Consider the following 12880-nt stretch of genomic DNA (forward strand, 5'->3'; position numbering starts at 1 on the left):
TTCAATCATACACATTATCCAGAATCAGCACTTCATCACTGCCAAACGGGGTTTGGATCGTGACGGTATCGCCGGGACGCGCCAGAATAAGCCCCCTGCCCATCGGAGACCAGAGGGAGATGCAGAATTCATCCAGCTCAGCTTCGCCCGGAATTACAATTCTATAGGCATCCTTCAGCGTTTCCTGCCCGATCCGCAGTGATACCCGCGACCCGACCAGAACAGTGGATTGCTCCAGCGCTTCATCCCCGCCGGACAGAATCTGCTCCACCGCCTCCTGATACTTCCTGATCATGGACTGAATCTCCGCCCGCTCGGCCGGCGACTCCCATGTGCCCCGGTCCAGAATAACGAATTTATGCTCATCGAGATAGACCAGCTGCTGCACCAGCTCCTGGCGCAGGGAAATCGTTATGAGACTATGGCTCATAGTAGATTTCACCCACTTTCTTCATCAGGTCATGCTCGAAAATACGCTTGCTCAAACTCATAGCCCTCAGTCCTCCCAGATAATAAAATAGATCCCGCGTGGGGATCTACTCTCTATGATAGCATCTTTCTATGGAAAGACAATGTCATGTATATATGCTGTTGTGATTTACTGCTTGGCTGCAGCTGCTCTGCTGTACATGTTGAGATCCTGCAGCTTGATCAGCACCTTGCCGAACCGTCCGCCTTGGCGGATCACTACCTTTTGATCAGGATAAGCAGTATGCAAATAATCCGTAACGACCTTCAGGGTAGCCTCTTTCCCGTCCAAATGATGCATAGGCAGCATCTCTATTACTTCAGCAAGCGCCGCTTCAACGGATAGCTCCTTGCTTTTCGTCTCGCGGGTCACAATCGATTCGTAGGAATATCCCTTCAAATACAGCAGCTGCATCAGGTAGGCCATATCCGAAGATTCCGCATGCACCGCCCGGCCCGTCAGCAGCGGCAGCACTTCATTCATGAGACTATGCTCCTGAACCCCCGCCGATGTACTGATATAACAGTATTGCCGGGCACAGCTAATGACCTTCTCCGCACTCTCCCAGTCAAATACCGCCGGACACATGGATACAAACACAAGATCGAAGGCGTTCAGCCAGCCTTTGGCCGCAATATCGATATCCTCAAAGGCTTCGCGTACCAGCTCCACTTGACCGGGGGCGTAGGCTGCGGTGTTGTGCAGAAACAGTTCAGACAGCGGAATGTTAGGCTCTACTGCCGTTACCTTAGCCCCTCTCTCGATAAAAGGTACGGTGAAGCCGCCCGAAGCCGCGCCCACATCCAGGACAGTGAGCCCATTGAAATCTACTCCCTGGCCCTCCATCCAGCTGATAATCCGCTCACTTCTGTCTCTTCCCGCACTACTGAATACCTCTTCATTGAACACCTTCGCCTTATGATCAAAGCTGTGATGCGGGTCCATCCCCATCGCTTTGAACTTGTTGGCCATTGCCTTGGGATCTTCCTTCCAGGCCTTCTCCCATACTGCTGCATTAAATAATCCGTTGTTCATCTCTAACCCATCCTCTCTTATTTCGCAGACTTAACAGACTTATAATATCTATGAAATTCTCGAAAAAATAACGGAGCTCAATGGCTCTCCGTTAATTTTCCGGCAAGCTCGGACATCATTTTATTGCGCAAATACTCCTCCATCTGCCCTTCGGCCTTCACCATCTCCTGCTGGATGAGACACTCGCTGGAATGATTAAGTGTGCAGTCAAACAGCGAAGCCGTACCTTCGATCGCATGGATAATATCCAGGAACGAGATCTCTTCCTTCCTGCGTCTCAGCCGATACCCGCCGTTCGCGCCGGATGCGGATTCCACCAGCCCCGCCTTCACCAGCTTAGTCAGGATTTTGGACAAATACGTAGGGGATACATTCTGCCGTTCGGCAAGCTGCTGCACTCCTACCGGCTTATCCGGAGCGTACGCCACCAGGAACAGCATCGTGTGCAGCGCGTAGTTCGTTGCTTTTGAGTATTTCATGTCTTGTTCCACCTTAAGTATGGACTTTGTTCCTAATCAAAGACTTTATTTATCTATAATATATTTTATACAGCCAAAAAGCAAGTGCAGAAATGATTTCCTGTCTGAGGCGAAGTGGGAGAAATAGTCCCGGTCTATCCATAAAATTTTTTCATGGATTGCATGCACCGCTTGAATTTTACGCCTGCAGAATGCTGTTGTACACTTTGAATGTAAGCGTTACCATCATAACAAATGACCTGCGCGCACAAGGTTGGAAGGGACGAAAGCATATTCGAGGTTTTCTGGAACAGAGCTATGGTTCCGTTTAAGCAAAAAGTAGGTTACACATTTAATTAGGGGGGTTCTCATGGTTATTCAGGTTTTAGCCATCGTTCTGGCGCTTGGCCTGCTGATGTTCTTCGCTTACCGGGGGTTTCCGGTTATTGTTTTTGCACCTATATTCACACTGCTTGCGGTAGTTATCTCAGGGGTCGCCCTGATGCCGAGTTACACCGAAGTATACATGCTGAATGCGGCAAACTACGTAAAGAACTTCTTCCCGATCTTCCTGCTAGGCGCTATCTTCGGTAAAATGATGGAGCTTAGCGGCGCTGCCTCGTCCATCGCCCAGACGATTGTCAAAGCGCTCGGCTCAAAGAGAGCCATGCTTGCCGTTGTACTCGCCTGCTCCGTACTGACTTATGGCGGCGTATCGCTCTTTGTCGTAGCCTTCGCGGTCTATCCGTTCGCTGTAGCGATCTTCCGTGAAGCCGATATCCCGAAACGGCTCATTCCCGGCACCATCGCACTTGGAGCGTTCACCTATACGATGGATGCCCTGCCGGGTACGCCGCAGATTCAGAACATCATCCCGACCACTTACTTCGGTACAGATGCCTATGCTGCTCCGCTCGTCGGTATTGCCGGCGCACTGATCGTCTTCATCGGCGGCCTGTGGTGGCTGGAACGCCGCCGCAAGCAGGCAGCTGCTAACGGGGAAGGCTATGGCACCGGCCATAAGAACGAACCGGAGGTGCTGGAGAACGCCAAATATCCTAACATCTGGATCTCCGTTCTGCCGCTTCTGCTCGTGCTCGTATTCAACTTTCTGCTCAGCCGGACGTCCATGTCGGTGACGAACTGGTACAGCAGCTCGCTGCTGGAGACCTTCAATATCGCCAATGTCAAAACCGTATCCTCAAGCTGGGCCTTAATTATTGCCCTCTGCATCGGGGTTGTCGCTGCCGGCTGCATCAATATCCGCCAGGTCAAAGGCAAAATGGCCGCTGGCCTGACCGCTGCAGCTATGGGCTCCCTGCTGGCCATTTTCAACACAGCATCTGAAGTTGGCTTCGGTAACGTCGTCAAAACACTGCCAGGCTTCAAATCCATCCAGGAATGGATTATGAATATCAGCGATCATCCGCTAATTTCCGAAGCATTGTCCGTCAACATTCTCGCCGGAGTCACCGGCTCCGCATCAGGCGGTTTGTCCATCGCCCTCGAGGTCATGGGCAAATCCTACCTGTCCATGGCCCAGACGCTGGGGATCAGCCCGGAAATGCTGCACCGCATCGCTTCCATGGCATCCGGCGGTATGGATACGCTTCCACACAACGGTGCCGTCATCACTTTGCTGGCAATTACCGGACTTACGCATAAGCAATCCTATAAAGATATCTTTGCCATCACCTGCCTGAAGACAATTGCCGTATTCACCCTTGCCATCGTTCTATCCATCTTCTAATTCATCCCCATGGAGGTTATGCAGAAATGAGCAGATTTTTGGAAAATAGAGTAGCATTCGTCACCGGCGCTGCCAGCGGCATCGGTCTGGAGATTGCCCGCAAGTTCGCCCATGAAGGCGCCAAAGTAGTCATTTCCGATGTACGTGAGGAGTTGGCCGTCAACGCTGCCGAAGAATTGCAAGCCCAGGGCTATGAAGCCTATGGCCTGAGATGCGATGTTACCCTGGAAGCGGAATACAGCGCAGCTATCGCCAAAGCCAAAGAAGTCTATGGCAGACTGGACATTCTGGTGAACAACGCCGGGCTGCAGCATGTGTCGCCGATTGAGGATTTCCCCGTGGAAAAATTCGAGTTCATGCTGAAGGTGATGCTGACCGGCGCTTTTATCGGCATCAAGCATGCCTTCCCGATTATGAAGGAGCAAGGCTACGGCCGCATCATTAACATGGCCTCCATTAACGGAGTCATCGGCTTTGCCGGCAAAGCCGCTTACAACAGCGCCAAACACGGCCTGATCGGGCTGACCAAGGTCGCCGCTCTGGAAGGCGCTGCGCACGGCATTACAGTTAATGCCCTCTGCCCGGGCTATGTGGATACCCCGCTGGTGCGCGGACAAATGGAGGATCTGGCCCGAACCCGGAACGTGCCGCTGGAGAGCGTACTGGAGGAGGTCATCTATCCGCTCGTCCCGCAGAAACGCCTGCTGGCCGTTGAAGAAATCGCCGACTACGCCATGCTGATCGCCAGCGAGCGCCTCGGGGGCGTCACCGGCTCTACCCTGCTGATCGATGGCGGGTATACTGCGCAGTAAGCCAGATTATTCAGTCCTCATACAAAGTTAAGCAGCGGTCCTCCCGTTAACTGGGGGACCGCTGCTTTATGTTATAGCTGCTCAAGCTCAGTTCAATGTATTCAATCGTATTGTTGTCTAAGTCAATTGCTGCTTCCAGAGCTTGCTGTTCTATTTCATACATAGTTTCGATTCTTCTTACCAGGATCCTTAACAGGCGCCTGTCTAGCATCACCCAGTGAACGTCATACGAGACGTATTCGAATAGCGGTTGGTAGATAATTCTATTACCTTATATATCCATATGCATCAGCATTAATCACACGGTAGTGGAACAATTTTCTGCTGAATCTTGCACCACTTTCAATATATATGTTATATATGTAATATAACAAACAAAATGTATTTTGAATACAGAAATAACCATAAGGAGGGATATTCGTGTTCATAGAGCTCGATCTGCAATCGGACACCCCGCTGTACACGCAGCTGGCCGATCAATTGACCGAAGGGATCGCGTCAGGCGAGCTGAAGCCGGGTGATCCGCTTCCGTCGATCCGGAGATTGGCTGAGGACCTCGGGATCAATCTCCATACCGTCAACAAAGCCTACAATTTGCTTAAGCAGGAAGGCTTGCTTCAAGTGCACCGGAAGACGGGCGTTATTGTTCAGCCGGACGGGATGCCCGGTGTGACGGAGGCGTTCGAGGCAAAGCTCCGGCGGCAGCTGCGCTCTCTTGCGGCAGCGGCTGCGGTACGCGGCATGGCGGAAGAGGTATTCGCGCAGGAGAGCAAATCGGTATACCGGGATATAATTACGAACCGTGGAGGGGAATAACGGTGACACAAGAACAGATGATTATTATATCCAGCAGCTATTCGATGATTGCTCTGATGCTCTGCTTACAGGTCTACATCGGCTTGCAGACCGTACTATTCGGCATTGTGCTGCCGGAGGAGGCCCTGAAGGATCCGTCCGTTCGTGCCATCCGCCGGAATTACGCTTTGCTGACCTGCGGTTTTGCGGTTGTCATCGGGGGTGCCTGCTTGTTCTGGCTACGCCAACAACCGGCGCGGGGTCTCCTGATTTTGACGTCATCCATCTTGCTTTTAATGATTGCTTCATCCTTCGCAGCCCGGCTAAGCCGGATATCCGCGCAACACTTGAAGGCAGCCAGAGGCTGGAAGGCTGTAGTGCAGAAGAAGCGCACAGCCAGCCTTACGGCCGGCCGGATGCATAACCCGGTGCTTAGCTCTTGGTGGTACTCGGCAAATGCCGGCGTTATCGCGCTATGCATCTCCTTTGCTATTGCCAGGTGGGATAGAATTCCGCAAGTGCTGCATCTCGGAAATTGTAGCTTTTACAAAACCGGTTGGACGGTGTTCTCTTTAAACTTCGTGCAAGCACTGAATATTACCGTGTTCGTCTGCTACAACCTGCTGATCAGCCGTGCCAGAACATCGCTGGACCCCCAGGACCGGGAAGGTTCGCTGCAGAAACAGTTGAAGCACAAGAGAATCCATTCGCTTCTGGCTTGGGGCGCCTCGCTCTTAATGGTTGTATTCTACGGGGTGGCGCAAGCCATAACATTGTACGGCTGGAAGGGAAATCTGCTCTTCCTCTCCGGCATGTGGCTCTGTACAGCACTCTTAGTCGCACTGTTCGGCGTCATCCTGTATATGCGAATCAAGGGTATTGATCAGCTGAGGGACGTTCCGTCGCTGGAGGAAAAGCACTGGAAGTGGCTTGGCCGCCTCTACGTGAATCCTGAAGATCCGGCGTTGATCGTTCCGAACACCCGTGGTTTCGGCTGGACGATCAATTGGGCCAATTCGCGCAGCAAGACCATAATCTCCGCCATCCTAGCCGTTCTCGTGATCGAATTTATAATTTGCTATCCTATCTTCAATAAATATCTTCAATAAATAAAGAAATCCTGGAGAGGGGGAGTTCAAATGATAAGAAATCGGTGGAGAACCGCAGCTGTACTATTCTTGTGTCTGCTTCTCCTACTAACCGCCTGCAATGACAACACACCAGTGGCTGAAATGCAGAACGTAGCAGAAGCACTGAATACGGCTGAGGTAACCCTGTCAAGTGCTGCTCCGCAAGCCGTGTCAACGGCGGAAGCGGACTCGCCTCCACAGCAAGCTGTATCCACTTACGAAATTACCCGGCAAGCCGCACAGGAGAAAGCAGAACTTCTCACAACTACATATGCCACGAACAGCGTGCAATACGCCCTTATCGATCATGGCAGCATCACCGTATCCGGCCAATCCGGCAAGAATGATGAGCAGGGCCTGAACCCGCTCACGAAAGACACGATGTACGGGATCGCCTCGATAAGTAAGATGTTTACCACGGTTGCCGTTATGCAGCTGGCCGAACAAGGGATAATCGGTCTCGACACACCGGTCATCCGGTATATCACGGAGTTTACGATGACGGATGAACGCTACAAGCAGATTACGCCGCGCATGCTGCTGAATCATTCCTCCGGGCTGAACGGATCGTCGAACGTGAACGCTGATTTATTCGAAGACAACGATACTTATGCCCACGACACACTGCTGAAGCAACTGTCCGGTCAGACCTTGAAGGCGGACCCGGGCGCTTATTCGGTGTACTGCAATGACGGATTTACACTGGCCGAGATTCTGGTCGAGCGGGTCAGCGGCATGGACTTCACCTCTTATGTCCACCGGTATATTACGGAACCCCTGGGTATGATGAATACGCTGACGCCGCTCGATTCACCGGACAGGGCAAAGATGGCGGGACTCTATTATCCTGCATATCCCGGACAACTTCCGGGCCAGACGGTCAACGCGATCGGAATGGGCGGCATTTATTCCACAGCGGAAGATTTGGCCCGGTTCTCGCAACTTTTCACGGGAGAAGCGGAAGAAGTATTGGCCGGCAAATCGGCTGCGCTCATGGCACAAGACGAGTATAAGACGCCACTCTGGCCTGACGATGCGGACAACTCCATCGGATACGGTCTCGGCTGGGACAGTGTCGATCTGTATCCCTTCAGTGAATACGGAATAAAGGCGCTGACCAAAGGCGGGGAAATCACTCTCTATAAGGCGTCGCTCGTTGTGCTTCCCGGACAGGACATAGCGGCAGCTGTTGTCTCTTCCGGCGGGAGCGGCATGTACAATCAGCTCATGGCGAACGAAATTCTGCTGCAGGCATTGAAGGAAAAAGGTACAATTACTGAATTTAAGCCTGAGAAGTCATACGGTGCGCCGGTACAAGCTGACATGCCGGAGTCCATGCTGCAGTATTCGGGAATCTATGGCGCGACTGGTACAACGATGAATATCAAAATATCCGCAGGCGGCGTCTTGTCCCTTACTTCGGAACAGCCCTCCAATTATCCGAAACAGATCTTCAACTATTCAAGGGACGGCATGTTTCATAGTTCGGATGGAGATGCGATGGTCAGCTTCGTGATAGAGGAGAACGGCCGCACCTACTTATGGATTCGTCAATACGTTTCGGTGCCGGGTCTTGGGCAGACCGCATCGTCAGAGTACACTTCCGAGAAGCTCCAGCCCCAAGAGCTTCCGGCAGAAACCAGGGAAGCATGGATGAAGCGCGACGGCAAGAAGTATTATCTGCTGAATGCGAAGTATACGTCGCTCGGTTATCTCGTATTGCCTCCCACCGAATTGAATGTGTCGGAGCAATTGCCGGGGTTCGTGCTCGATAAGCGAATAACCGGTCCGGATTCAGCCGTCTCCGAATTGCAAATTCCGGGAAATCGCGGGCGGGATCTCTCCGGTCTTACGTTCTTTACACAAAATGGCGTTGAGTACTTGAATCTTGCCGGATTCATCTTAGTGAACGAGGACGCCGTGAAGCCTACTAATTTCGCTAAGAAGTCAACCGTAACGATTCCGCACAGCGGATACGCCAGGTGGTATACGATAAGCGACAAAGACGGGGGCAAGAACATCAAGGTGAGTATGCCCTCGAAAGCCTCCTTCGCCATTTATGATGCCAAGGGAACATGCATCTATTTCAGTGTCATCGGAGGCAAGGATCAGATCACGCTGCCTGCGGGAGGATCGATTGTGTTCGCAGGGGATGCCGGCACGAAGTTTGAGGTTTCAGTGCAATAACGTCGTAACGGGTAGTTCTTCATCATTACTCTGGAGGCCCGGCACCGCGGATGCGTCTTGATGTTACGTGTGCCCGGCCGGCCGTAAAGCGTTTTGTATTTTTTTCGAGAAATGAAAGTAGTCTTGTGAGCATTAGTCCTTCACCGAAGAGGACTGAGAATCCGTTATTTGAGTAAATTCGGCGAAATTGCCGGTTAATCGGAATCGCTTAATTGACCTGGAATGCCTTCTTTTGGGTTCAAATGAATAAGATAACGGAATCTCAGTCCGCTTCAGGATATATGAACCTGGGGAGGGGCAGCTGGCCTGACAGTTTGCTATCAAGTGGAAACGCACCGTCCTTTAAAGGACGGAGCGTTTCAGCGAGAAATAGAAGGATAAGTTATCATGAGAAGCATATAAATTCTGGCGTAATATTTCAAAAAAAGCAAAGCTCCAGTGATAGGAGCTTTGCCTGCAATAATATTGTTCTATATTTCACAAACCTTCTGATCATCCTGGCAAGGATGCCGCCTTCTCGGATGTCTGCAGCTTATATCCGCTCTATCCTTGCTCTATCTTCGCGAATCTTTGCTCTATATCCGCTCGATAATTGTCGTGACGCCATGCCCGCCGCCGATGCACAGCGTGGCAAGACCGGTGCGTGCGCCGCGCTGCTTCAGTGCATGTACCAGTGTTACGAGAATTCTAGCGCCGCTTGCACCGATAGGATGGCCCAGGGCGATGGCCCCGCCGTTCACATTGACCTTCTCCTCCGGGAAGTCCAGGGCCTGGCCTACTGCCAGCATCTGGGCGGCAAACGCCTCGTTAGCCTCGATAAGATCGATATCGCTGATCGTCAGGCCGCCCCGCTGCAGCGCCTTCTTCGTTGCCGGAACCGGCCCCATCCCCATGATGGAAGGATCAACACCTCCGGACGCATAGGACAGAATACGCGCCAGCGGCTTCAGCCCCAGCGCCGCAGCTCTCTCCGCCGACATAATGACCAGCGCCGCAGCACCGTCGTTAATGCCCGAGGCATTCCCGGCGGTTACACTGCCGTCCTTCTTAAAGGCCGGGCGCAGGCCTGCCAGCTTCTCGGCCGTTGTTCCCTTTCGCGGAAACTCATCGGTATCGAAGATGATGGCATCGCCTTTTCGCTGCGGAATGACTACAGGCACGATTTCTTCCTTGAAATGGCCTGCTTCAATGGCGCGCACGGCCTTCTCCTGGCTGGACGCCGCCAGGGCATCCTGCATTTCGCGGCTGATCCCGAATTGTTCGGAGACATTCTCAGCCGTGATCCCCATGTGGTATTGGTTGAACGCGCAGGTCAGGCCGTCACTTACCATCGTATCGATCAGTGTGCCGTTGCCCATGCGGTAGCCGTAACGGGCCTGATCCAGCACATAAGGCGCTTTCGACATATTTTCCATCCCGCCGGCTACAATAATCTCACTGTCTCCCGCCATAATACTCTGCGCAGCCAGGTGAACCGCCTTCATGCCCGAACCGCAGACCTTATTGATAGTCAGGCTTGAGGCCTCTACTGGAATGCCCGCTTTCATTGCCGCCTGACGCGCCGGATTCTGGCCCAGCCCGCCCTGAAGCACATTGCCCATAATGACTTCATCGACCTGCTCCGGAGCAACACCCGCCCGCTGCAGCGCCTCCTTGATGACCAGCGCCCCCAGATCTACAGCGGCAATTCCGACAAGACTTCCGCCAAAGGTGCCGAGTGCCGTCCGCACCGCACTGACAATGACAATTTCTTGGGCTGTATTCATAACAACACCTCATTCGAAGGGATATTCCGCATGGGAGACAGATCCGCAGAAACCGTAAACGCTGCACCCGTTCTATTTGTAACCGTTTCCAATTCAACGCCCGGAGCCAGCTCTTCCAGCACCAGCCCCTGCGGGGTGAAACGGAATACCGCCAGCTCCGTGATAATCATCGATACTGCGCCGCGCGCGGTTAGGGGCAAGGTGCAGTCGCTTACGATTTTGGAAGCACCGTTCTTGGAGGTATGCTCCATAGCGACAATAACTTTTTTTGCACCTGTGACCAGATCCATGGCGCCGCCCATGCCGGGCACCATTTTGCCGGGAACCATCCAGTTGGCCAGATTGCCGTGCGCGTCTACCTCCAGCCCGCCAAGAATGGTAACATCCACATGTCCGCCGCGGATGAGCGCAAAGGAAGTGGCACTGTCGAAAAAGGAACCCCCGGGCAGAATGTTAGCCGGTTTGCCTCCTGCATTGACCAGATCGGGAATGATCGTATCCTGCACCGGTCCAAGTCCGATATAGCCGTTCTCGGATTGCAGAATAATGTTGATGCCTGCCGGCAGATAATCCGGGATCAGCGTCGGCAGCCCGATGCCCAGATTGACTACGTCCCCGTCATGCAGTTCAACTGCCGCTCTGCGTGCGATCAGCTCTTTCGTATCCATGTTATTCACTCTCCTTATAGCAGATGATTTTATCGACCAGGACACCCGGCGTAACCACAATATTGGGGTCAAGCTCCCCGGTTTCCACAATTTCATCCACTTGAACAATGACCAGATCGGCGGCCAGCGCCATCAGCGGATTGAAATTGCGCGCCGAATTGCGGTACACCAGATTGCCCGACTTATCCGCTTTGTGTGCTTTCAGCAGTGCAACGTCCGCCCGCAGCGGCAGCTCCACCAGAAATTCCCTGCCCTCAATGGTCAGCGTCTGCTTGTTGTCGGCGACCATCGTCCCCGTTCCTGTCGGCGTCAGAATGCCGCCGAGCCCTGCACCGCCGGCCCGCACCCGCTCGGCAAGCGTACCCTGTGGCACCAGCTCCACCGCCAGCTCCCCGGCGAGCATCTGTCTGCCCGTCTCCGGGTTGGTGCCGATATGCGAAGCGATCACCTTCTTCAGCCGCCGGCCCAAGACCAGCGGGCCTACTCCTGTATCGACCAGAGCCGTGTCGCTGGAGATCAGCGTAATGTCTTTGATATCCCGGTCCATCAGAATGCCTACCAGTGCATCAGGTGCTCCGGTTCCCATGAAACCGCCAACCATAATGGTCATACCGTCATGCACAAGTTCGCCTATTTCTTCAAGCGTCGTTACTTTCCCCACACCGAACCCCTCCTGTTTTTTTGCTGCAGCCCATTGACAAATGTGATGCGGATGTCTTTATGTATACAGTGTACAACGCGCTTTTTTAGGGGTAAAATTCAGACATCGCATGCAAACCATGAAAATATATCATAGATTGGAGGCGCTTACTTTTGGATGTACGGAACCTGAAATACGTGCTGGAAGTGGCCAATTTGCACAACATCACCAAGGCGGCGGAGAAGCTTCACCTGACCCAGCCCACCCTCAGCAAGATGGTTAAGAGCCTGGAGGACGAGCTTGGCGTCATCCTGTTTGACCGCTCAGGCAAATATGTCAGGCTGACCGATGCCGGAACAGCGGCGATGGAGCAGATCAGGCTGATTATTGCCGCAGTGGACAATCTGCATATGACGCTGGACGACATCAGCAACCTTAAGACCGGTACGATCAAGATTGGCCTTCCTCCGGTGATCAGCTCCGTTTTTGTCCCCAAAGTCGTGACTCCATTCCAAAAAAAATATCCCAACATCTCCTTCGAGCTCATTGAACAGGGCTCGAAGAATGTTGAGAATATGGTGCTGGAGGGCAGCATTGATCTGGGCGCCGTCCTGCTTCCCGTCCGGGAGGGCAGCTTCGGAATCAAGCCTTTTGTCCGTGAGAATCTGGCAATTGTTGTCCATAAGTCACATCCGCTGGCGGCACTTGAAGAGGCTTCGCTGACCGATCTCCGGGAAGAGCCGCTGATCCTGTTCGCCAAGGGGTTCGCCATGCGGCAGCATATTATCGAAGCCTGCATCAGCGCAGGGTTTGAAGCCAATATCGCTTATGAAAGTGCTCAATGGGATCTGCTGGTCGAGCTAGTGTCGGCCAATCTGGGCATCGCCTTCCTGCCTGAGCCGCTCTGTGAGAAGGTATCTAACCAGAATGTGCGCATTCTGCCGCTGCGGAATCCGTCCATTCCGTGGAACGTTGTGCTGATCTGGAACAAGGAGCGTTACATCAGTAAATGCATGCGGGAATTCATCCGCTTCCTGGAGGATCATTCCCTGGTTGTATAGCGCAATGTGACTATATAGCTTGATAGCTTGAACTGGTAATCCTTCGGATTAGTCCCGGGCTCCCCGTTTGGACAGCTGGCTGGGCCAGGATTCGCGCCGTCTAAGCTAT

At 53.0% G+C, this 12880-nt stretch carries 12 protein-coding genes; 6 read left to right on the forward strand and 6 right to left on the reverse strand.

Going from position 1 to position 12880, the window contains the following annotated elements; genetic code table 11:
* Position 1: 1 nt before the first annotated feature.
* The 3 genes from P40081_RS36585 to P40081_RS24175 all read right to left on the reverse strand — a co-directional run bounded on the left by P40081_RS36585 (position 2) and on the right by P40081_RS24175 (position 1983).
* Entirely contained in the window at positions 2-430 is a 429-nt protein-coding gene (locus tag P40081_RS36585; RefSeq protein WP_052421962.1) for a GreA/GreB family elongation factor, read from the reverse strand.
* Between the two features lie 168 nt (positions 431-598).
* Positions 599-1504, reverse strand: a complete 906-nt coding sequence (locus P40081_RS24170; RefSeq protein WP_042138819.1) for an SAM-dependent methyltransferase — start codon at positions 1502-1504, stop codon at positions 599-601.
* Between the two features lie 77 nt (positions 1505-1581).
* Complete coding sequence (locus P40081_RS24175) at positions 1582-1983, reverse strand: RrF2 family transcriptional regulator (RefSeq protein ID WP_039295309.1); 402 nt, start codon at positions 1981-1983, stop codon at positions 1582-1584.
* Positions 1984-2332: 349 nt separating this feature from the next.
* Here P40081_RS24175 and P40081_RS24180 point away from each other — a divergent pair, with 349 nt between their 5' ends.
* The 5 genes from P40081_RS24180 to P40081_RS24200 all read left to right on the forward strand — a co-directional run bounded on the left by P40081_RS24180 (position 2333) and on the right by P40081_RS24200 (position 8636).
* Positions 2333-3712: a GntP family permease gene (locus P40081_RS24180; RefSeq protein WP_042138820.1), complete on the forward strand. Its 1380-nt coding sequence runs from the start codon at positions 2333-2335 to the stop codon at positions 3710-3712.
* Positions 3713-3738: 26 nt separating this feature from the next.
* A complete protein-coding gene (locus P40081_RS24185; RefSeq protein WP_042138821.1) occupies positions 3739-4524 on the forward strand; it encodes a 3-hydroxybutyrate dehydrogenase in 786 nt (261 codons plus the stop codon).
* Positions 4525-4944: 420 nt separating this feature from the next.
* Entirely contained in the window at positions 4945-5340 is a 396-nt protein-coding gene (locus P40081_RS24190; RefSeq protein WP_042138822.1) for a GntR family transcriptional regulator, read from the forward strand.
* 2 nt (positions 5341-5342) lie between these two features.
* Complete coding sequence (locus tag P40081_RS24195; RefSeq protein ID WP_042138823.1) at positions 5343-6428, forward strand: DUF5808 domain-containing protein; 1086 nt, start codon at positions 5343-5345, stop codon at positions 6426-6428.
* 30 nt (positions 6429-6458) lie between these two features.
* The gene (locus tag P40081_RS24200; RefSeq protein WP_081970075.1) at positions 6459-8636 is read left to right on the forward strand and encodes a serine hydrolase domain-containing protein; all 2178 of its coding nucleotides are present in this window, start codon (positions 6459-6461) and stop codon (positions 8634-8636) included.
* Between the two features lie 575 nt (positions 8637-9211).
* On the opposite strand, the gene P40081_RS24205 is transcribed toward P40081_RS24200, so the two are convergent.
* From P40081_RS24205 to atoD, 3 genes are read right to left on the reverse strand one after another with little or no spacing between them, the layout of a single operon-like run.
* Positions 9212-10402, reverse strand: a complete 1191-nt coding sequence (locus tag P40081_RS24205; RefSeq protein ID WP_042138825.1) for an acetyl-CoA C-acetyltransferase — start codon at positions 10400-10402, stop codon at positions 9212-9214.
* Positions 10399-11070 carry a 3-oxoacid CoA-transferase subunit B gene (locus P40081_RS24210; RefSeq protein WP_042138826.1) on the reverse strand — a complete coding sequence of 224 codons (672 nt, stop codon included), beginning with the start codon at positions 11068-11070 and terminating at the stop codon, positions 10399-10401. Before P40081_RS24210 ends, P40081_RS24205 begins: the two co-directional genes overlap by 4 nt.
* 1 nt (position 11071) lies before the next feature.
* Positions 11072-11731: an acetate CoA-transferase subunit alpha gene (gene atoD / locus P40081_RS24215; RefSeq protein ID WP_076245753.1), complete on the reverse strand. Its 660-nt coding sequence runs from the start codon at positions 11729-11731 to the stop codon at positions 11072-11074.
* A gap of 152 nt (positions 11732-11883) precedes the next feature.
* Here atoD and P40081_RS24220 point away from each other — a divergent pair, with 152 nt between their 5' ends.
* A complete protein-coding gene (locus P40081_RS24220) occupies positions 11884-12771 on the forward strand; it encodes a LysR family transcriptional regulator (protein ID WP_042138827.1) in 888 nt (295 codons plus the stop codon).
* Positions 12772-12880 lie beyond the last annotated feature (109 nt).

Source organism: Paenibacillus sp. FSL P4-0081, assembly GCF_000758565.1.
GTDB classification, from domain to species: domain Bacteria; phylum Bacillota; class Bacilli; order Paenibacillales; family Paenibacillaceae; genus Paenibacillus_AQ; species Paenibacillus_AQ phytohabitans.

What these genes read in the sequence shown, in the direction of transcription:
- P40081_RS36585 (WP_052421962.1), bottom strand. Translation starts at nt 430, where the DNA reads ATGAGCCATAGTCTCATAACGATTTCCCTGCGCCAGGAGCTGGTGCAG.
- P40081_RS24175 (WP_039295309.1), bottom strand. Translation starts at nt 1,983, where the DNA reads ATGAAATACTCAAAAGCAACGAACTACGCGCTGCACACGATGCTGTTC.
- P40081_RS24180 (WP_042138820.1), top strand. Translation starts at nt 2,333, where the DNA reads ATGGTTATTCAGGTTTTAGCCATCGTTCTGGCGCTTGGCCTGCTGATG.
- P40081_RS24205 (WP_042138825.1), bottom strand. Translation starts at nt 10,402, where the DNA reads ATGAATACAGCCCAAGAAATTGTCATTGTCAGTGCGGTGCGGACGGCA.
- P40081_RS24170 (WP_042138819.1), bottom strand. Translation starts at nt 1,504, where the DNA reads ATGAACAACGGATTATTTAATGCAGCAGTATGGGAGAAGGCCTGGAAG.
- P40081_RS24185 (WP_042138821.1), top strand. Translation starts at nt 3,739, where the DNA reads ATGAGCAGATTTTTGGAAAATAGAGTAGCATTCGTCACCGGCGCTGCC.
- P40081_RS24200 (WP_081970075.1), top strand. Translation starts at nt 6,459, where the DNA reads ATGATAAGAAATCGGTGGAGAACCGCAGCTGTACTATTCTTGTGTCTG.
- P40081_RS24210 (WP_042138826.1), bottom strand. Translation starts at nt 11,070, where the DNA reads ATGGATACGAAAGAGCTGATCGCACGCAGAGCGGCAGTTGAACTGCAT.